Below are 19,930 nucleotides of genomic sequence, written 5' to 3' on the forward strand. Positions count from 1 at the left end.
CTAGGTGTATTCTTAAAATCCCTGCGACTCAGTGTATAAGGAAGTCACGATGTCACAATGGAATATTGCCGCAGCCCAGTATACCGGGCAGCATCACAGTGTGGATGACCATGTTGCGCGCCACCTCTGCTTCATCGCCGAAGCAGCACGCCAGCAATGCGATTTGCTGGTATTTCCTGAACTTTCATTAACGGGCTCGGGCACAACGGTATTACCTCCTCCCCCCAGTGATGCGCAGCTTGAACCCCTGCTTGACGCCGCACATTTTTACCAAATCACCCTCATTGCCGGGCTCCCTCTTGAACGGAATGGTCAGCGCCAGAAAGGACTCGCGCTGTTTACGCCTTCCAGCCAGGATATTCTGCGCTACCCGCAGGGGAGCGGTGCAAGTCTGGTTCCGGGAGATAAACAACTTAGCATCATTGATGCGCATACCGATTCACCCAATCTCGATTCACAGGCGGCGCTGTTTACCAGCTGTCAGTCTGTTGTTGATTATCGCTGGCGGCAGTCCATCAGCACCCTGCAGCGCTTCGCACATAAATATGCGATTGCCGTGTTAATGGCTAATGCGTGTGGCGGCAGCGCGTTATGGGATGAAAGAGGCCAGTTGATTGTCCGCGCGGATAAAGGCGAGCTCTTGCTGACCGGCACGCTCGGCAGACAGGGTTGGCAAGGCGATATCATTCCTTTAGGCTAAGCGTTTTAAGCTCAGGAGTTTTCAATGCTGCGCGTCATCGATACCGAAACTTGCGATCTTCAGGGCGGAATTGTGGAAGTGGCCTCTGTCGATGTGGTAGACGGTAAAATCGTCAACCCAATGAGCCATCTGGTGCGCCCTGATCGCCCCATTAGCCCGCAGGCTATGGCAATCCATCGCATTACCGAATCAATGGTGGCGGATAAGCCGTGGATAGAAGAAATTATTCCACACTATTACGGTAGCCCGTGGTACGTCGCGCATAACGCCAGCTTTGACCGCCGGGTGTTGCCCGAAATGCCAGGGGAATGGATTTGTACTATGAAGCTGGCGCGTCGCCTCTGGCCGGGGATCAAATACAGTAATATGGCGCTGTATAAGTCCCGTAAGCTTAACGTCCGTACACCTGAGGGGCTTCACCATCACCGCGCGTTGTACGACTGCTATATTACCGCCGCGTTACTCATTGATATTATGAATATCTCTGGCTGGACGCCGGATGATATGGCAACGATCACCGGTCGTCCTGCGCTTCTCACCACCTTTACCTTTGGCAAATATCGCGGTAGAGCGGTGTCTGATATTGCGGATAAAGATCCGGGCTATCTGCGCTGGCTTTACAATAACCTCGACAAAATGAGCCCGGAACTGCGCTTAACGCTGAAACACTACCTGGGCGAAGCTTAAGGCTCTTCACCGCCTGGCAGCGTTCCCTGCGCCAGGGCAATCAGGAAGGCATATTCCAGGGCGACGCCTTCATAGGTTTTGAACCGCCCTGATTTCCCTCCATGCCCGGAATCCATATCGGTACAGAGCAGCAACAGATTATCATCGGTTTTTAGCTCCCGCAGTTTTGCCACCCATTTTGCCGGCTCCCAGTACTGCACCTGCGAATCATGCAACCCGGTGGTGACCAGCATGTGCGGATAGGCTTTTGCCTCCACGTTATCGTACGGGCTGTACTCTTTCATATAGCGATAGTAGATCGCATCCTGAGGATTCCCCCACTCTTCGAACTCCCCCGTCGTCAGGGGAATGGATTCATCGAGCATGGTCGTGACCACATCGACAAACGGAACCTGCGCGACAATCCCTTTGAAGCGATCGGGACGCTGGTTGATCACCGCCCCCATCAACATGCCGCCCGCGCTGCCCCCCATCCCAAAGCAGAGATGCGGATCCCCGTAGCCTTGCTCAATCAGCGCATCACAAACATCGAGATAGTCATTGAAGGTGTTTTTCTTTTTCAGGAATTTCCCGTCTTCATACCAGTGCTGCCCCAGTTCACCGCCGCCGCGCACATGGGCGATAGCGAAAACGAAGCCACGATCGAGCAGACTTAACCTACTGCTGCTGAAATCGGCATCCATGCTTGAGCCATAGGAACCATAGCCGTAAACCAGCAGTGGGTTTTTCCCTTTCCGGAAATGCGCCTGGTGGTAAACAAGTGAGACCGGAACTTCCACGCCATCGCGGACAGTGACCCAAAGGTGCTCGCTGCGGTAGTTTTCAGATTCAAACCCTTTGACCTCGGTCTGCTTAATCACCTGACGCTGCCCGGTATCCATATCCAGCTCAAACAACGTGTCCGGCGTGGTCATTGAGGAGTAACCGTAGCGCAACCGAGACGACTCGGGTTCAGGGTTGAACCCAATCCACGTCACATACGCTGGGTCGTCGAACGCAATCCCCACCACTTCCCGGGTTTTACGGTTGATTTGCCGGATACTGGTCAGCCCGCGCTGACGCTCTTCCACCACCAGCCAGTCGGTAAACAGAGTGAACCCTTCCAGCATCACTTGCTCCCGCGCGGGAATAAGCACCTCCCACTTGCGCTCATCGCGCACTTTGGTTTTATAGAGACCAAAGTTTTTGCCCTCGCGATTAGAGCGCAAATAAAAACTGTGCTGGAAGTGATCCAGACTGTACTCATGATCCTTGCGACGCGGCAGAAAACAGAGCGGCTGGGCATCAGGTAGTTCGGCGTCCAGCAGCAAAACCTCAGACGTCGTCGCGCTGGCGAGGAAAATAATCACATAGTGGCGTGAGGAGGTTTTATGCAGGCTGACATAAAACGTTTCGTCTTTCTCTTCATAGACCAGTTCGTCATCGGCAGAACCCGTCCCTACGGTATGTCGCCACACCTGATAAGGCAGTAGCGTGGACGCATGCTTTTTGACGTAGTAGACGGTCTCGGAATCATTCGCCCAGACAAAATCCGGGGAGACATTTTCCAGCATTTCAGGATACCAGTTCCCGGTGTCCAGATTGCGAAAACGCAGGCCATACTGACGGCGGGAGAGGTAGTCCTCAGCCAGCGCCATAATCGTGTTGTCAGGTGAAATGGACATGCCACCCAGCGTATAAAATTCGCTGTGGGCGGCGCGCTGGTTGGCATCCAGTAAAATCTCCCACTCATCCCATTCGGCACTTAACACGGGTTGTCGTTGGTAGATGGGATACTCGTTGCCGGGCTCGTAGATATGACGATAGCGATAGCCATTTTTGGTCCAGGGCGCGGAGATATCATGCTGAGGAATGCGCTGCACCATTTCATTCAGCAATTGATCCTGAAGTGCCTGCTGGCTGGACATGACCTTGCGGCCATAGTCGTTTTCCTCGTGCAGGTAGTCGAGCACCTCTGGCCGGGAGCGAGAATCGTCCCGTAGCCAGTAATAGTTGTCTATACGCGTATCGCCATGCGTGGTGATCGCATAAGGAGTACGTCGGGCTTTCGGTGGCATGTCATCATTCTTTTAAGTTTTACACCCTATAAGGTTGGCAAAACCCACGCATGATGCAAGCGAAACAGTGTCGCAGCCGCGACGCTATCCCTGTAACGCTTTTTTTTGTTCCCGGATATCCTGCTCAATACCCTCGCGTACATCCTGCGGGATCTTCAACGCATCGCCGAGGGCATTGAGGTAGCTACGTTCCATAAAGTGGTCGATATCAATGGCGGCACAGCTGAGAAAATAGAGTTCAAGCGCCTCTTCCTCATTCTTCACACTCTGCGCAAGACGCAGTGGATCGAGCGGCTGTTCAATCGCCTGCGCCACCAGGGCTCTGCCCTTCTCTTCAACACCGGCTTCGCGAAGCTGCTGCTCAATCGCCGATCGTTCTTTATCGTCAATATGCCCGTCACTCTTCGCGGCAAAGACCAGCGCAAGGATCAATCGTTCGGTACGCAGATCCAGCGGCGAGGTGTGCTCGCTATAATGCGGTTCATCGCAGTGTGCAGCCCGTACCCTGTCTTTGTATTTATTCCATAGTACGGTACCTGCGATGGCCCCGCCACCGGCCAGCAACGCGCCAGTTCCATATTTTGCCAGCAGCTTACGTGAGGATTTATTCGCGACTAAAAGGCCTGCCAGCCCGCCAAGTGCGCCGGGAACCAATAGTTTACTGAGCCCCTGCTCGCCAGACGACGATGCTTTCTGTCCTAACAGCGATTGCAACTGATTTAACCAACCAGACATGGTTTCCCTCACTTAACGGTGAACATATTTCACAGCGTAAGCGAGCAGGCGTCAGGAAATGTCTGGATGGGCTAAAGATGCGCAAATTTCTTCCCCCTCCCTTAGCCCTGCACAAGACACACGCAAACGTTTTCGTTTATACTGCGCGCATCTTTTTCAGGGGGAATGTTATGACTCGTTTAGGCACTGCGCTGCGACCTGCAGCGACGCGTGTGATGCTGTTGGGATCGGGCGAACTGGGTAAAGAGGTCGCCATTGAATGTCAGCGTTTAGGTGTGGAAGTGATTGCCGTAGACCGTTACGCCGATGCTCCTGCCATGCACGTCGCCCATCGTTCTTATGTGATTAACATGCTGGATGGCGATGCCCTACGGGCACTGATTACGCAGGAGAAACCCGATTTCGTGGTCCCGGAAATTGAAGCCATCGCCACCGATACGCTGATCGCTCTTGAACAGGAAGGCCAGCGCGTGGTGCCCTGTGCCAAAGCGGCAAAACTGACCATGAACCGGGAAGGTATTCGTCGTCTGGCAGCGGAAGAGCTGGGGCTCCCCACGTCGAGCTATCGGTTTGCTGGCGATAAAACCGCATTCCTGCAGGCTGTTGAGGAGATTGGCTACCCGTGCATCGTTAAACCCGTGATGAGTTCCTCCGGTAAAGGACAGAGCTTTATTCGCGACAGCAGCACGCTGGATAAGGCATGGGATTATGCCCAGCAAGGTGGTCGTGCCGGAGCGGGTCGCGTGATTGTCGAAGGTGTCGTGAAATTCGATTTCGAGATCACCCTGTTGACCGTCAGCGCCATTGATGGCGTCCATTTCTGTGACCCAATTGGCCACCGTCAGGAAGATGGCGATTACCGTGAATCATGGCAGCCGCAGCAGATGAGTGCCCTGGCACTGGAACGTGCGCAGGCGATCGCCCGTAAAACCGTACTCGCGCTGGGCGGCTATGGCCTGTTTGGCGTAGAGCTTTTCGTCTGCGGAGATGAGGTTATTTTCAGCGAAGTCTCACCTCGCCCGCATGACACCGGCATGGTGACGCTGATTTCGCAGGATCTCTCTGAGTTCGCCCTGCACGTGCGCGCTTTCCTCGGATTGCCTGTTGGTGGCATCCGTCAGTACGGCCCGGCCGCTTCCGCAGTGATCCTGCCGCAATTAACCAGCCAGAATGTCACGTTTGATAACGTCGACGGCGCAGTAGGTGCAGGGTTACAGGTGCGTTTGTTCGGTAAACCGGAGATCGACGGCACGCGTCGTCTTGGCGTAGCATTAGCCACCGGGGATAACGTAGAAGACGCCGTGGCGAGAGCGAAAACAGCCTCCGCAGCTGTTAGCGTAAGAGGATAAAAAAACGGGCCGAATGGCCCGTTTTTCATGCTGCGTATAACTTACTGCTGCGCACCTTCAACCGCTTCACGAGCCAGTTTAGTAATGCGATCCCAGTCGCCCGCTTCCAGCGCATCCGCCGGAACCAGCCATGAACCACCGATGCACAGCACGCTTTTCAGTGCCAGGTAGTCACGGTAGTTAGCAGGAGAGATGCCACCCGTCGGGCAGAAACGAACCTGAGCGAATGGACCCGCAATCGCCTGCAGCGCTTTGGTGCCGCCGTTCGCTTCTGCCGGGAAGAATTTGAACTCTTTCAGACCGTAGTCCATACCCAGCATCAGTTCAGATACGGTGCTAATGCCAGGGATCAGCGGAATGGTGCCTTCGGTTGCCGCTTTCAGCAGAGACTCCGTCAGGCCCGGGCTGATCGCAAACTGTGCGCCCGCTTCAGTCACTTCCGCCAGTTGCTGTGCATTCAGAACGGTACCCGCACCGACGATGGCGTCCGGCACTTCTTTAGCGATTGCGCGAATAGCATCCATCGCGCAGGCAGTGCGCAGGGTGACTTCCAGAACACGAACGCCACCGGCAACCAGCGCTTTCGCCATCGGTACCGCATGCTCCAGTTTATTTACCACGATAACCGGCACGACAGGGCCAGTGGTCATGATTGCTTCTGCACTTGTTTTCCAGTTTTTCATCAGTGTCTTCTCTCGCCAGATCGTTAAAATCAAGTCGTCTTAAAACGTAATACAGGTTGCGCCCTGCTCAGCACCAGAGAGTTTCTCACGCAGCGCACCAAACATTTCGCGCCCTGTCCCCACGCGCGATGCGCTCAGGTCAGGAATATGTGGCTTACGTGCCGCCAGCTCTGCGTCATCCACCAGCAGGGTTAACTCACCTGTCTGACCGTTTACGCGGATCATGTCGCCGTCACGCACTTTCGCCAGCAAACCACCGTCGTAAGCTTCAGGTGTCACGTGGATGGCTGAAGGCACTTTACCGGATGCGCCAGAGAGGCGTCCATCCGTCACCAGAGCAATTTTGAAACGGCGGTCCAATAATACACCAAGTGGCGGCATAAGTTTATGTAATTCTGGCATCCCGTTGGCCTTTGGCCCCTGATGGCGAACGACCACCACGCAGTCTTTATCCAGAAGACCGGCGTCAAAGGCAGGTAATACGTCGTGCTGGCTTTCGAACACTACCGCCGGTGCTTCGATAATCTGATTCTCTTCCGGTACGGCAGACGTCTTCATCACCGCGCGTCCGAGGTTGCCGCTGAGCACTTTGGTACCGCCATGAGGAGAGAACGGTTTGTCGATGGTGGCGATAACCTGTGCATCAAGAGAGGCATTCGCCCCTTCGCGCCAGTCCAGCTCGCCGTTATTCAGCCACGGCTCCTGGGTGTAGCGTTGCAGACCAAAGCCCGCCACGGTATTTACATCTTCATGCAGCAGACCGCCTTTCAGCAGCTCGCGCATCAGCAGCGGCACACCACCTGCGGCCTGGAAGTGGTTAATGTCAGCCGGGCCGTTCGGGTACAGGCGCGCCATCAGCGGCACCACAGAAGAGATCTCGGAGAAATCATCCCAGTTAATCAGAATGCCCGCCGCACGCGCCATGGCCACCAGGTGCATGGTGTGATTGGTTGACCCCCCCGTTGCCAGCAACGCGACGATACCGTTAACGATGACTTTCTCGTCAACCATTTTGCCCATTGGCATCCATTCGTTGCCATTACCGGTCAAACGCGTCACCTGACGGGCAGCAGCTTCGGTCAGCGCCTGGCGCAGTGGTGCATCCGGCTGGATAAAGGACGAGCCCGGAAGCTGCATCCCCATGAACTCTACGACCATCTGGTTAGTGTTAGCCGTACCGTAGAAAGTACAGGTTCCCGGCGCATGGTAGGACGCGGCTTCTGCCTCCAGCAGCGCCTGACGGTCTGCTTTCCCTTCTGCGTACAGCTGACGGATACGCACTTTCTCTTTGTTTGGCAGGCCGCTTGCCATCGGGCCGGATGGCACGAAGATCGCAGGCAGATGACCAAACGACAGCGCAGCCATTACCAGGCCCGGGACAATCTTGTCGCACACGCCGAGATACAACGCGCCATCGAACATGTTGTGTGACAAGCCAACCGCTGCAGACATCGCAATCACTTCGCGGCTCAGCAGGGAAAGCTCCATTCCGTCCTGACCCTGCGTCACGCCGTCGCACATCGCCGGAACACCGCCCGCCACCTGGCCCACGGCATTCACGCTGTGCAGCGCTTTACGGATGATATTGGGATATACCTCATACGGCTGGTGCGCGGAAAGCATATCGTTATAGGAAGTAATGATGGCGATGTTGTTACGCAACATGCTTTTCAGCGAGGCTTTATCATCGGGTTGGCAGGCGGCGAAACCGTGTGCCAGGTTACCGCATGCCAGCTGAGAGCGGTGGACGGTGTTACTTTTAGCTTGTTCAATCCGGGCGAGGTAGGCCGAACGGGTCTCTTTCGAGCGTTCAATAATGCGCTGTGTTACGCGTAACAATGTCGGATTCATAAATGCTCCTCTAATTTATCTGTCCGTGCTCAGGAGTTTACAAAGTCGCTGGCAGTTGTTAACAACGCTGAAACGCTTGCTGTCCGGAGCTCAGGGGCAAAATCACTTCCGGCAGTGTAATAAAAAAAGCTCCGCGGGTGAATCCACACGGAGCTTAAAAGTTTAAAAATTATGCCACTAGCTGTGTTAGATCATGTTACCGGTAAAATAACACTTTCGAGCTAGAGGATGATCTTACTCAAACTCGTTCCAGGAGCGGCCATCGCGGGTGATCATCGCCACGGACGCGACTGGCCCCCAGGTGCCTGCCTGATACGGTTTAGGCGCATCCTGATCGGCTGCCCAGGCTTCGGTAATGGAGTCAACCCATTTCCAGGCCTCCTCCACTTCGTCGCGGCGCACAAACAGCGCCTGGATACCGCGCATGGTTTCCAGCAGCAGGCGCTCATACGCGTCTGCAAGATGCGTCTGGTTGAAGGTTTCGGAGTAACTCAGATCCAGTTTGGTGGTCTGCAGGTTGTGTTTGTGGTCAAGACCCGGCACTTTGTTCAGGATCTGAATATCAACCCCTTCGTCCGGCTGCAGGCGAATGGTCAGTTTGTTCTGAGGCAGTTCCTGCCAGGACTCTTTGAACAGGTTCAGTTCCGGGTTTTTGAAGTAGACAACCACTTCGGAGCATTTGGCTGGCAGACGTTTACCGGTACGCAGATAGAACGGAACCCCCGCCCAGCGCCAGTCGTCGATATCCACGCGGATAGCCACAAACGTCTCGGTGTTGCTGGACTTGTTCGCGCCCTCTTCCTCCAGGTACCCAGGCACTTTTTTGCCTTGCGCAAACCCGGCGGTGTACTGACCACGAACGGTCTTCTCACGTACGTTAGAGCGGTCGATACGGCGCAGTGACTTCAGTACTTTCACTTTTGCATCACGGATGCTGTCAGCCGTCAGGTCAGACGGTGGAGACATAGCAATCATGCACAGAATTTGCAGCAGGTGGTTCTGGATCATGTCGCGCATCTGACCGGCCTGGTCAAAGTAACCCCAGCGCCCTTCAATCCCCACCTCTTCCGCCACGGTGATTTCCACGTGGTCGATAGTGCGGTTGTCCCAGTTGTTCACAAACAGGGAGTTAGCAAAACGCAGCGCCAGCAGGTTCAGGACCGTCTCTTTACCAAGATAGTGGTCAATACGGTAAACCTGGCACTCTTCAAAGAACTCGCCTACCTGATCGTTAATTTCGCGGGAGGTTGCCAGCGACGTACCCAGCGGCTTCTCCATCACCACGCGCGCCGGCTTGGCGTTCAGTTTGGCTTCACCCAGACCTTTGCAGATGGCACCAAAGGTGCTTGGCGGCATGGCGAAATAGTTAATGGTGACACGATTTTTCTGATCCAGCATGTCGCCCAGGCGGGAAAACGCACTGATGTCGTTCACGTCCAGGTTGCAGAAATCAAGGCGTCCGCTCAGCGTATCCCACAAACTTTCATCGATTTTCTCTTTCATGAACGTTTCGAGCGCTTCACGAACGACTTTGGTATAAGCGTCCTTGTCCCATTCGGCGCGCCCTACACCCAGGATACGGGTATCTGGATGAAGTTGGCCTGCTTTTTCCAGTTGATACAGGGAAGGCAGCAATTTCCGGCGTGCAAGATCGCCTTTCGCGCCGAAAATGACCAGGTCACATGCCTGGGCTGTTTGCGTTACCGCCATGTCATTCTCCTCAGTTGGATCACCTGGTACTTCTGCCAGGTATCGTTGTAATTTTATTACAATGCACTGTACTGCTTTTACGTCATTCCCGAAACCATTAGCGCTTATCGCCACGTGCTTTACCGCGATTTTTCGCCATTCCGGTGCTTTCGGGGATGCAATGACGCAACAACCGTCGATTCTTTGCGCAACAAGGGCCCGGCAAAACCCGACGCCGATCAAGTAATGAAAAAAAACAACAACATTATCTTGTCGACTGTTACCCTTTATGGAAGCCACAGGGGTAATATCGGCTAAATCGAATCACGATTTCACCCATTTATGAAATCGTTTACACCCATGAGCGTCATGTTAACAATGAACATGCTGGAAAAAATCCAGTTTCAACTGGAACACCTTAGCAAATCCGAGCGAAAAGTGGCCGAAGTTATTCTCGCGTCTCCCGCTCAGGCGATTCATTCAAGCATCGCCGCTCTGGCGCAGGAAGCGAGTGTCAGCGAGCCAACGGTAAATCGCTTCTGCCGTAGCCTGGAAACGCGCGGCTTTCCTGATTTTAAACTGCATCTGGCACAAAGTCTGGCAAACGGCACACCTTATGTTAATCGTAATGTGGATGAAGACGACAGCGTTGATGCCTACACGGCGAAAATTTTTGAGTCAGCGATGGCCACACTTGACCACGTCCGCCAGTCTCTGGATATGAGTTCGGTAAATCGTGCGGTGGATTTACTCACCCAGGCCAAGCGGATTGCCTTCTTTGGTCTTGGGTCATCGGCAGCCGTGGCGCATGACGCCATGAATAAATTCTTCCGCTTTAACGTGCCGGTTATTTATTCCGATGACATTGTGCTGCAACGCATGAGCTGTATGAATTGCAGTGAAGATGACGTCGTGGTACTGATTTCGCACACCGGACGTACCAAGAGCCAGGTAGAACTGGCCCAGCTGGCGCGTGAAAACGATGCCATGGTGATCGCTCTCACGACGGCAGGGACACCGCTGGCCCGTGAGGCCACGCTGGCGATTACCCTCGACGTACCGGAAGACACCGATATCTATATGCCGATGGTCTCCCGTCTGGCGCAGCTCACGGTGATTGACGTGCTGGCGACCGGTTTTACCCTACGAAGAGGGGCAAAATTCAGAGATAACTTGAAGCGTGTCAAGGAAGCGCTTAAGGAATCGCGTTTTGATAAAGAATTGCTTATAAAGAGCGATGTTCCCTGATAGTTGATAACAAAACGTCACGAATAATGACGATGTAACGATTTACGGCATTCGGTCCACTCTCTGCCGCCTTGCGGCAAATGAAGGCCGATTCAATGTTCACGCAACACCAAAGTTGTTTCAGTCAACGGAGTAATACATGTCCAGAAGGCTTCGCAGAACCAAGATCGTAACCACCTTAGGCCCGGCCACCGATCGCGATAATAACCTCGAAAAGATTATCGCCGCAGGTGCCAACGTGGTGCGTATGAACTTCTCTCACGGTACGCCAGAAGACCATAAATTACGTGCCGATAAAGTGCGTGAAATCGCAGCAAAACTGGGGCGCCATGTTGCCATCCTCGGCGATCTGCAAGGTCCTAAAATTCGTGTATCGACCTTTAAAGAGGGAAAAGTTTTCCTCAATATTGGCGACAAATTCCTGCTTGATGCCAACCTCGGCAAAGGTGAAGGCGATAAAGAAAAAGTCGGGATTGACTATAAAGGCCTGCCGGCTGACGTGGTGCCTGGCGATATCCTGCTGCTCGACGACGGTCGCGTACAGCTGAAAGTGCTGGAAGTTCAGGGCATGAAAGTGTTCACCGAAGTCACCGTCGGCGGCCCGCTCTCCAACAACAAAGGTATTAACAAACTGGGCGGCGGCCTCTCTGCAGAAGCGCTTACCGATAAAGACAAAGCGGATATCGTTACCGCTGCGCTGATCGGCGTTGACTACCTGGCCGTCTCCTTCCCACGCTGCGGTGAAGACCTGAACTATGCGCGCCGACTGGCACGTGATGCTGGTTGCGATGCCAAAATCGTCGCTAAAGTTGAACGCGCGGAAGCCGTTTGCGATCAGGACGCCATGGACGACGTGATTCTCGCCTCTGACGTGGTGATGGTTGCCCGTGGCGACCTGGGTGTGGAAATCGGCGACCCTGAGCTGGTGGGTATCCAGAAAGCGCTGATTCGCCGCGCACGTCAGCTGAACCGCGCGGTGATCACCGCCACTCAGATGATGGAATCCATGATCACCAACCCAATGCCAACCCGTGCGGAAGTCATGGACGTGGCCAACGCCGTGCTGGACGGTACCGATGCGGTTATGCTTTCAGCGGAAACCGCAGCAGGCCAGTATCCTGCAGAAACCGTGGCCGCCATGGCGCGCGTTTGTCTGGGTGCTGAGAAGATCCCAAGCATTAATGTCTCTAAACACCGTCTGGACGTTCAGTTCGACAATGTGGAAGAAGCGATTGCGATGTCCGCCATGTACGCTGCCAACCACCTGAAGGGCGTTACCGCAATCATCACCATGACCGAATCTGGCCGTACCGCGCTGATGACCTCCCGTATCAGTTCCGGCTTACCTATCTTCGCCATGTCCCGTCACGAGCGTACGCTGAACCTGACGGCGCTGTATCGCGGTGTTACCCCTGTTCACTTCGATAGCACCAATGACGGCGTGGCTGCGGCACACGACGCCGTAAACCTTCTGCGTGACAAAGGCTATCTGGTATCCGGTGATATCGTCATCGTGACCCAGGGTGATGTGATGAGCACCATCGGCTCAACCAACACCACTCGCGTTATGACAGTCGAGTAAGTCAGTCTCTGTTAAAAAGCCCTCTCCTTTCAGAGAGGGCTTTTTTTATTTCGTTGGAAAAAGCTCTTTGCGTTTATACGGCTCTTTTTCGCCTGGCTTACGCGTTTTAAGCAGTTTCAGTATCCACGTGTACTGCTCCGCATGCGGTCCCACCAGTATTTCCACCTCTTCGTTCATTCGACGCGCAATGGTGTTATCGTCTGCAGTGAGCAGATCATCCATCGGCGGACGAACTTCAATGCTCAGACGATGGGTATTACCGTCGTAGACCGGGAAAAGCGGAATAACACGGGCACGGCACACCTTCATCAGACGGCCAATCGCAGGTAGTGTCGCTTTGTAAGTCGCGAAGAAATCCACAAACTCACTGTGTTCCGGGCCGTGATCCTGATCTGGCAAATAGTAGCCCCAGTAGCCCTGACGTACGGACTGAATAAACGGCTTGATACCATCATTGCGCGCATGTAGGCGACCACCGAAACGGCGACGTACCGTATTCCACACGTAATCAAAGATCTTGTTACCCTGATTATGGAACATTGCCGCCATTTTTTGTCCCTGCGACGCCATCAGCATAGCTGGAATATCAACGCCCCAGCCGTGCGGAACGAGAAAAATGACCTTCTCGTTGTTGCGACGCATCTCATCAATGATTTCCAGACCTTTCCAGTCAACGCGATCCATGACTTTCTCCGGCCCTTTCAGCGCCAGTTCAGCCATCATCGCCATCGCCTGTGGCGCAGTGGTATACATGGCATCAATAATGGCCTCCCGCTCTGCGTCGCTCTTTTCCGGGAAACAGTAGTAAAGATTAATTTGCGCGCGGCGACGGGCACTTTTGCCTAAGCGTCCGGCCAGGCGACCTATTTTGCCCAGCACAGGATCGCGTACAGAAGCTGGTAGCATCGCAATACCCGCAAATGCATAAACGCCAAGCCAGGCACCCCAGTTACGCGGGTGACGGAAAGATTTTTCAAACTCGGGAATGTATTCAATATTGTTTTTTTGGGTTTCCATGCTGGATCCAGGGTCTGATGACGCAAAATTTTATTCAGATAGTGTAGCGAGGCAGTCGCCCACGCACAAAAGAAAAAGCCGGCGCACACTGACACCGGCTTTTTAAACAACACAGAAGGCTTAGTCTAAGCTCAGCTGCGGCACCACCTCTTTCACCTGCGCCAGGTAATCAGAACGATCTTTACCTGTCAGGCCTTCGGTGCGCGGCAGTTTCGCCGTCAGCGGGTTCACGGCTTGCTGGTTGATCCATACTTCATAGTGCAGGTGCGGGCCGGTAGAACGTCCGGTATTGCCTGACAGCGCGATACGGTCACCACGTTTCACTTTCTGACCCGGTTTGACCAACAACTTGCGCAGGTGCATATAGCGAGTCGTGTAAGTACGACCATGACGCACCGCAACATAGTATCCAGCTGCTCCGCTGCGTTTGGCCATGACCACTTCACCATCACCCACAGCCAGTACCGGTGTACCCTGCGGCATAGCAAAATCAACGCCACGATGCGGTGCAACACGCCCGGTGACCGGGTTCAGACGGCGCGGATTGAAGTTAGAGGAAACGCGGAACTGTTTCGCCGTCGGGAAGCGCATGAAGCCTTTCGCAAGACCTGTACCGCTGCGGTCATAGAACTTGCCGTCTTCAGCACGAATCGCGTAGTAATCTTTGCCCTCTGAGCGCAAACGCACGCCCAGCAGCTGGCTCTGCTCGCGCTTACCCTCCAGCATTTCGCGGGACATCAGAACGGAAAACTCATCACCTTTCTTCAGCTTGCGGAAATCCATCTGCCACTGCATGGCTTTGATGACAGAACTGATTTCAGCGCTGGTCAACCCTGCATCTCGGGCACTGGAAACAAAGCTTGCGCCCACGGTCCCTTTCATAACGCTATTGACCCAGTCGCCCTTCTGCATTTCGCTGGTCATTTTGAAACCGTTTGCAGTGCGTTCGTAGGTGCGGGTTTCGCGGCGAGACATTTCCCAGGTCAGACTCTGCAGATCGCCATCTGCCGTTAATGTCCATGAGAGCTGTTGCCCTATTTTCAAATTACGGAGATCTTTATCTGCAGCCGCCAGCTGGCTGATATTGCCCATGTCGATGCCGTACTGGTTCAGTACACTACTCAGCGTATCCCCGGTAGAAACAACGTATTCGTGGGTCCCTGCGTCGCTCTCGGTTTTATCGTCCAGTTCATCTTGTGGGATAGCTTCATCTTCCTGAGCCGCCTGATCGATAGGCTCACTGGCTTCAGGCAGCAAAGAACGGATTTCGCTCTTTTCGAGCTCTATGGTTTTGATGATAGGGGCAGAACTCGGGTGGTAAACATAGGGCCGCCAGACGGCGACCGCTAAAGTGAGAACTGTAAGCGACCCCAGCATAACGCGATGGGGTCGAGGCAGATTGTTAAATGCCAGGGCGACAGAGCGGGCTATCTGTTGCACGTATTCACTTCCTCGTTAATCTCCTTTCAGGCAGCTCGCATACTGGTTCGCCAGTTGGCTGAGAAACTGCGAATAGCTCGCTTTGCTCAACTGGATATTCGTTCCTAGCGGGTCAAGGGTCCCCATGCGCACGGATGTCCCCCTGGCCACGGCTTCTACGACCGCTGGCCTGAACTGTGGCTCAGCAAAAACGCATGTCGCTTTTTGCTCAACCAACTGTGTTCTGATTTCATGTAAACGCTGCGCACCAGGTTGAATTTCAGGGTTGACGGTAAAATGACCCAGCGGGGTCAGACCGTAGTGTTTTTCGTAATAGCCATAGGCGTCATGAAAAACGAAATACCCTTTTCCTTTCAACGGTGCGAGCTCAGTACCTACCTGCTTATCGGTTGCGGCTAATTGTGCCTCAAAATCCTTCAGGTTGGCGTCTAGTTTGGCTCGACTTTGCGGCATAAGTTCCACTAATTTGTCATGGATTGCAACCGCTGAAAGCCGCGCTATCTCTGGGGATAACCAAAGATGCATGTTGTACTCGCCGTGATGGTGATCTCCATCACCTTTTTCGCCGTCTGCAGCATGATGGTCATGTTCGTCGCCGTCGTCATCCGACCCTTTCATGAGCAACGGTTTCACGCCAGGGAGTTCGGCAATCGCGACCTGTTTTTCGTCAACAATCTGTTTCGCTGACTTCTGCATAAACGCTTCCATTTCCGGACCAATCCAGACGACTAAGTCCGCGTTTTGTAAGCGCTTTACATCTGACGGGCGCAGGGAATAGTCATGCTCGGATGCACCATCAGGGAGCAGAACCTGGGTTTCCGTTACCCCGTCTGCAATGGCAGATGCGATGAATCCAAGCGGTTTAAGCGAAGCGACAACCGCAGCGTTAACATCTTGTGCGGTTGTACCCCAAAGGGCAGCGGATAATGCTGCGAAAAGAAGCGTATTTTTATGTAACATAATGCGACTAATCATCGTAGTGAATGCGTGGAATGTGATATTATAACATTCGTTGACTTCTTCAAGCTTAAAATGACATGACGACATTGGTTTCTCTTGAAAATATTTCGGTCTCATTCGGGCAGCGCCGCGTCCTCTCTGACGTGTCGCTCGATCTGAAGCCCGGCAAAATTCTGACGCTGCTCGGTCCCAATGGCGCCGGAAAATCTACCCTGGTGCGCGTGGTGCTGGGTCTGGTCGCACCCGATGAAGGCGTGATCAAGCGCGAGGAAAAATTGCGTATTGGCTATGTGCCGCAAAAACTTCACCTCGACGCCACGCTGCCGCTGACGGTCAGCCGTTTCCTGCGTCTGCGCCCCGGCACCCGTAAAGCCGATATTCTCCCGGCACTGAAACGCGTGCAGGCGGGCCATCTTGTCGATGCGCCTCTGCAAAAACTGTCCGGCGGTGAAACGCAGCGAGTTTTACTCGCCCGCGCGCTGCTGAGCAGCCCGCAGCTGCTGGTACTGGATGAGCCGACTCAGGGTGTGGATGTGAATGGTCAGGTTGCGCTTTATGATTTGATCGACCAGCTACGTCGAGAGCTTGATTGCGCAGTGCTGATGGTGTCCCATGACCTGCATCTGGTCATGGCAAAAACTGACGAAGTGCTGTGTCTCAACCACCATATTTGCTGCTCCGGCACGCCTGAAGTGGTGTCAATGCATCCGGAGTTTATCTCCATGTTTGGCCCTCGCGGTGCTGAGCAACTGGGCATTTATCGCCATCATCATAATCATCGCCATGATTTACAGGGACGAATTGTCCTGCGCCGGGGAAATGGACACTCATGATTGAACTGTTACTGCCCGGCTGGTTAGCCGGGATTATGCTTGCCTGCGCCGCGGGCCCACTCGGCTCGTTTGTTGTCTGGCGCAGAATGTCCTATTTTGGCGATACCCTGGCGCATGCCTCTCTGCTGGGCGTCGCTTTTGGTCTGTTACTGAACGTCAACCCTTTCTATGCGGTGATTGTAGTCACGCTGCTCCTTGCCGGGGGGCTGGTCTGGCTGGAAAAACGCCCACACCTCGCCATTGATACGCTGCTTGGCATCATGGCGCACAGTGCCCTGTCGCTGGGTCTGGTCGTCGTGAGCCTGATGTCGAACATTCGCGTCGACCTGATGGCCTACCTGTTCGGCGACCTGCTGGCCGTGACGCCAGAAGATCTGATCTCTATCGCCATTGGTGTCGTCGTGGTGCTCGGCATTCTGCTCTGGCAGTGGCGTAATTTGCTGGCGATGACCGTAAGTCCGGATCTGGCGTTTGTTGACGGCGTGAAATTGCAGCGCGTGAAGTTGCTGCTGATGCTGGTAACAGCGTTGACCATTGGTGTGGCGATGAAGTTTGTTGGAGCGCTGATTATTACCTCCCTTCTGATCATTCCGGCAGCAACAGCGCGCCGCTTTGCCCGCACGCCAGAACAGATGGCCGGTGTGGCCGTGATTATCGGGATGATTGCGGTAACGGGTGGATTAACCTTCTCGGCGTTTTATGACACGCCTGCAGGGCCGTCTGTGGTGCTGTGTGCAGCGGTGCTGTTTATTTTCAGTATGATGAAGAAGACGGCAAGTTGACATCGAGGGCGCTGATGCCCTCACCCTGCCCCTCTCCCGTTGGGAGAGGGAATTAAACATTATGGCATTGCCGGTGGGGTAATCCCGAAGTGATTCCACGCCCGCACCGTGGCCATGCGTCCACGCGGAGTACGTTGCAGGAAGCCCTGCTGGATCAAATACGGTTCGAGCACATCTTCAATTGTCTCGCGCTCTTCCCCGATTGCCGCCGCCAGGTTATCCAGCCCGACTGGCCCGCCAAAGAATTTGTCCAGCACCGCCAGTAACAGCTTGCGGTCCATGTAGTCAAAGCCTTCGGCATCTACGTTCAGCATATCCAGCGCCTGAGCAGCTATCTCGGCGGAAATGGAACCATCATGCTTCACTTCGGCAAAGTCACGCACGCGGCGCAGCAGGCGGTTGGCAATACGCGGCGTACCGCGGGAACGCTTCGCCACTTCAAACGCGCCCTCTTCGCTCATTTCCAGCCCCATATAGCGGGCGCTACGGCCAACGATGTGCTGGAGATCCGCCACCTGGTAAAACTCAAGACGCTGTACGATACCGAAACGGTCGCGCAGCGGAGAGGTCAACGACCCGGCGCGGGTTGTTGCGCCAATCAGGGTAAACGGTGGCAGATCGATCTTGATAGAGCGCGCTGCCGGGCCTTCACCGATCATGATATCCAGCTGGTAATCTTCCATCGCCGGATAGAGCACCTCTTCCACCACCGGCGACAGACGGTGAATCTCGTCGATAAACAGCACGTCATGGGGTTCAAGGTTGGTCAGCATCGCCGCCAGATCGCCTGCTTTCTCCAGCACCGGGCCGGAGGTAGTACGCAGGTTGACGCCCATTTCATTGGCGACGATATTCGCCAGCGTGGTTTTCCCCAGTCCCGGAGGACCAAAAATCAGCAGGTGATCGAGAGCATCGCCGCGCAGTTTTGCCGCCTGGATGAAAATCTCCATCTGGGAACGTACCTGCGGCTGGCCAATGTACTCATCAAGCAGCTTCGGGCGGATCGCACGATCCACCACGTCTTCAGCCTGAAGGGAGCCTGCCGATACCAGGCGATCTGCTTCAATCATCCTTTACCTCACAATGCAGCGCGCAGCGCTTCACGAATCAGAGTTTCACTGCTGGCATCCGGTTTGGCGATTTTACTCACCATACGGCTGGCCTCCTGAGGTTTATAGCCCAGTGCCACCAGCGCAGCAACCGCTTCCTGCTCGGCGTCATCATCCGTCGCTGGCGCGCCAGGCGAGGTCAGCACCAGATCGGTCGCAGGGGTAAAGAGATCGCCATGCAGCCCTTTGAAGCGATCTTTCATTTCGACAATCAGACGCTCGGCGGTTTTCTTGCCGATACCCGGAAGCTTAATCAGCGCTGCGGGATCTTCGCGCTCAACGGCATTCACAAACTGTGGAGCTGACATACCGGAGAGAATTGCCAGCGCCAGCTTCGGCCCGACGCCGTTGGTTTTAATCAGCTCGCGGAACAGGGTACGTTCCTGTTTGTTGTTGAAGCCGTACAGCAGCTGAGCATCTTCACGCACCACAAACTGAGTAAAGACAATCGCCTCTTTACCCGCGTCCGGCAGCTCGTAGAAGCAGGTCATCGGCATATGGACTTCATAGCCCACGCCACCCACTTCCAGCAGCACTAACGGGGGTTGTTTTTCAATGATGATGCCTCTGAGTCTGCCTATCACGTGACGCTCCTGCGTTCTGGAAAAATTAACTGCCGACATAATAAAAAAAGGCTGGATAAACATCCAGCCTGATTTTTCATTATCGTAACCTGCCTCGCGCCAGATTGAGCCGCGACTCGCTCATTTGCATCGCGTTCTGGCTGACGTGACAGTGGGTAATCGCGATAGCCAGCGCATCCGCGGCGTCCGCCTGGGGGTTCGCGGGGAGCTTCAACAAGGTTCGCACCATGTGCTGCACCTGGCTTTTCTCCGCGCTGCCAATCCCCACCACCGTCTGCTTGACCTGCCTTGCCGCGTATTCGAACACCGGTAAATCCTGGTTTACGGCAGCAACAATGGCCACACCGCGCGCCTGACCAAGCTTTAATGCCGAATCAGCGTTTTTGGCCATAAAGACCTGTTCGATGGCGAAATAGTCTGGCTGGAACTGGGTGATAATTTCTGTCACACCTGCGTAGATCAGTTTCAGGCGTGACGGCAGATCGTCCACTTTGGTGCGAATACACCCGCTGCCGAGGTAGGTTAGCTGGCGTCCCACCTGACGGATAACGCCATAGCCGGTGACGCGTGAGCCGGGGTCAATCCCGAGGATAATCGACATCACGCGTCTCCCGTTAACGGTTT

General features: G+C 54.4%; 18 protein-coding genes. 7 read left to right on the forward strand and 11 right to left on the reverse strand.

From position 1 onward, the window contains the following. The first annotated feature begins 49 nt into the window (after positions 1–49). The gene (locus tag ACLHV8_RS12770) at positions 50–700 is read left to right on the forward strand and encodes a carbon-nitrogen hydrolase family protein (RefSeq protein WP_108089684.1); all 651 of its coding nucleotides are present in this window, start codon (positions 50–52) and stop codon (positions 698–700) included. Between the two features lie 24 nt (positions 701–724). Beyond that, on the forward strand, positions 725–1,387 hold the full coding sequence (exoX, locus tag ACLHV8_RS12775) for an exodeoxyribonuclease X (protein ID WP_410376920.1): 663 nt from the start codon (positions 725–727) through the stop codon (positions 1,385–1,387). On the opposite strand, the gene ptrB is transcribed toward exoX, so the two are convergent. Together ptrB and ACLHV8_RS12785 are read right to left on the reverse strand one after the other, a co-directional pair. Continuing rightward, entirely contained in the window at positions 1,384–3,444 is a 2,061-nt protein-coding gene (gene ptrB / locus ACLHV8_RS12780) for an oligopeptidase B (protein ID WP_208594408.1), read from the reverse strand. The two genes, exoX and ptrB, sit on opposite strands and share 4 nt — an antisense overlap. Before the next feature lie 84 nt (positions 3,445–3,528). Further along, on the reverse strand, positions 3,529–4,179 hold the full coding sequence (locus tag ACLHV8_RS12785; RefSeq protein WP_208594407.1) for a tellurite resistance TerB family protein: 651 nt from the start codon (positions 4,177–4,179) through the stop codon (positions 3,529–3,531). 170 nt (positions 4,180–4,349) lie between these two features. Here ACLHV8_RS12785 and purT point away from each other — a divergent pair, with 170 nt between their 5' ends. Then, positions 4,350–5,528 carry a formate-dependent phosphoribosylglycinamide formyltransferase gene (gene purT, locus ACLHV8_RS12790; RefSeq protein WP_208594406.1) on the forward strand — a complete coding sequence of 393 codons (1,179 nt, stop codon included), beginning with the start codon at positions 4,350–4,352 and terminating at the stop codon, positions 5,526–5,528. 41 nt (positions 5,529–5,569) lie between these two features. Here the strand turns inward: purT and kdgA are convergent, their stop codons facing one another. The 3 genes from kdgA to zwf form a co-directional block, all read right to left on the reverse strand. Beyond that, positions 5,570–6,211 (reverse strand): bifunctional 4-hydroxy-2-oxoglutarate aldolase/2-dehydro-3-deoxy-phosphogluconate aldolase, encoded by a 642-nt coding sequence (gene kdgA / locus ACLHV8_RS12795; protein WP_108089680.1) that lies wholly within the window; start codon positions 6,209–6,211, stop codon positions 5,570–5,572. A 39-nt stretch (positions 6,212–6,250) separates the two neighbouring features. Further along, positions 6,251–8,062: a phosphogluconate dehydratase gene (edd, locus tag ACLHV8_RS12800; protein ID WP_028018639.1), complete on the reverse strand. Its 1,812-nt coding sequence runs from the start codon at positions 8,060–8,062 to the stop codon at positions 6,251–6,253. Between the two features lie 234 nt (positions 8,063–8,296). Continuing rightward, entirely contained in the window at positions 8,297–9,772 is a 1,476-nt protein-coding gene (gene zwf, locus ACLHV8_RS12805; protein WP_028018638.1) for a glucose-6-phosphate dehydrogenase, read from the reverse strand. Positions 9,773–10,129: 357 nt separating this feature from the next. On the opposite strand from zwf, the gene ACLHV8_RS12810 reads away from it, so the two are divergent. Further along, complete coding sequence (locus tag ACLHV8_RS12810; protein ID WP_028018637.1) at positions 10,130–10,999, forward strand: MurR/RpiR family transcriptional regulator; 870 nt, start codon at positions 10,130–10,132, stop codon at positions 10,997–10,999. A 139-nt stretch (positions 11,000–11,138) separates the two neighbouring features. Beyond that, entirely contained in the window at positions 11,139–12,581 is a 1,443-nt protein-coding gene (pyk, locus tag ACLHV8_RS12815; protein ID WP_008500455.1) for a pyruvate kinase, read from the forward strand. Between the two features lie 45 nt (positions 12,582–12,626). Here pyk and lpxM read toward each other — a convergent pair whose 3' ends face one another. The 3 genes from lpxM to znuA form a co-directional block, all read right to left on the reverse strand. Beyond that, entirely contained in the window at positions 12,627–13,598 is a 972-nt protein-coding gene (gene lpxM, locus ACLHV8_RS12820) for a lauroyl-Kdo(2)-lipid IV(A) myristoyltransferase (protein ID WP_028018636.1), read from the reverse strand. A gap of 120 nt (positions 13,599–13,718) precedes the next feature. Next, positions 13,719–15,038, reverse strand: coding sequence for a murein DD-endopeptidase MepM (mepM, locus tag ACLHV8_RS12825; RefSeq protein WP_028018635.1), 1,320 nt, complete (start codon positions 15,036–15,038; stop codon positions 13,719–13,721). Between the two features lie 15 nt (positions 15,039–15,053). After that, complete coding sequence (znuA, locus tag ACLHV8_RS12830; RefSeq protein ID WP_028018634.1) at positions 15,054–15,998, reverse strand: zinc ABC transporter substrate-binding protein ZnuA; 945 nt, start codon at positions 15,996–15,998, stop codon at positions 15,054–15,056. A 77-nt stretch (positions 15,999–16,075) separates the two neighbouring features. Here znuA and znuC point away from each other — a divergent pair, with 77 nt between their 5' ends. Together znuC and znuB are read left to right on the forward strand one after the other, a co-directional pair. After that, the gene (gene znuC, locus ACLHV8_RS12835; protein WP_023312233.1) at positions 16,076–16,831 is read left to right on the forward strand and encodes a zinc ABC transporter ATP-binding protein ZnuC; all 756 of its coding nucleotides are present in this window, start codon (positions 16,076–16,078) and stop codon (positions 16,829–16,831) included. After that, positions 16,828–17,613, forward strand: a complete 786-nt coding sequence (gene znuB, locus ACLHV8_RS12840) for a zinc ABC transporter permease subunit ZnuB (protein ID WP_049008485.1) — start codon at positions 16,828–16,830, stop codon at positions 17,611–17,613. Before znuC ends, znuB begins: the two co-directional genes overlap by 4 nt. A 59-nt stretch (positions 17,614–17,672) precedes the next feature. On the opposite strand, the gene ruvB is transcribed toward znuB, so the two are convergent. The 3 genes from ruvB to ruvC all read right to left on the reverse strand — a co-directional run bounded on the left by ruvB (position 17,673) and on the right by ruvC (position 19,907). After that, on the reverse strand, positions 17,673–18,683 hold the full coding sequence (gene ruvB, locus ACLHV8_RS12845) for a Holliday junction branch migration DNA helicase RuvB (RefSeq protein WP_028018631.1): 1,011 nt from the start codon (positions 18,681–18,683) through the stop codon (positions 17,673–17,675). A gap of 8 nt (positions 18,684–18,691) precedes the next feature. Continuing rightward, the gene (gene ruvA / locus ACLHV8_RS12850) at positions 18,692–19,306 is read right to left on the reverse strand and encodes a Holliday junction branch migration protein RuvA (protein WP_048223742.1); all 615 of its coding nucleotides are present in this window, start codon (positions 19,304–19,306) and stop codon (positions 18,692–18,694) included. 79 nt (positions 19,307–19,385) lie between these two features. Next, positions 19,386–19,907, reverse strand: coding sequence for a crossover junction endodeoxyribonuclease RuvC (gene ruvC, locus ACLHV8_RS12855; protein WP_014832404.1), 522 nt, complete (start codon positions 19,905–19,907; stop codon positions 19,386–19,388). Positions 19,908–19,930: the final 23 nt, after the last annotated feature.

The organism is Enterobacter sp. CPE_E863 (genome assembly GCF_046521465.1).
GTDB lineage: Bacteria > Pseudomonadota > Gammaproteobacteria > Enterobacterales > Enterobacteriaceae > Enterobacter > Enterobacter adelaidei.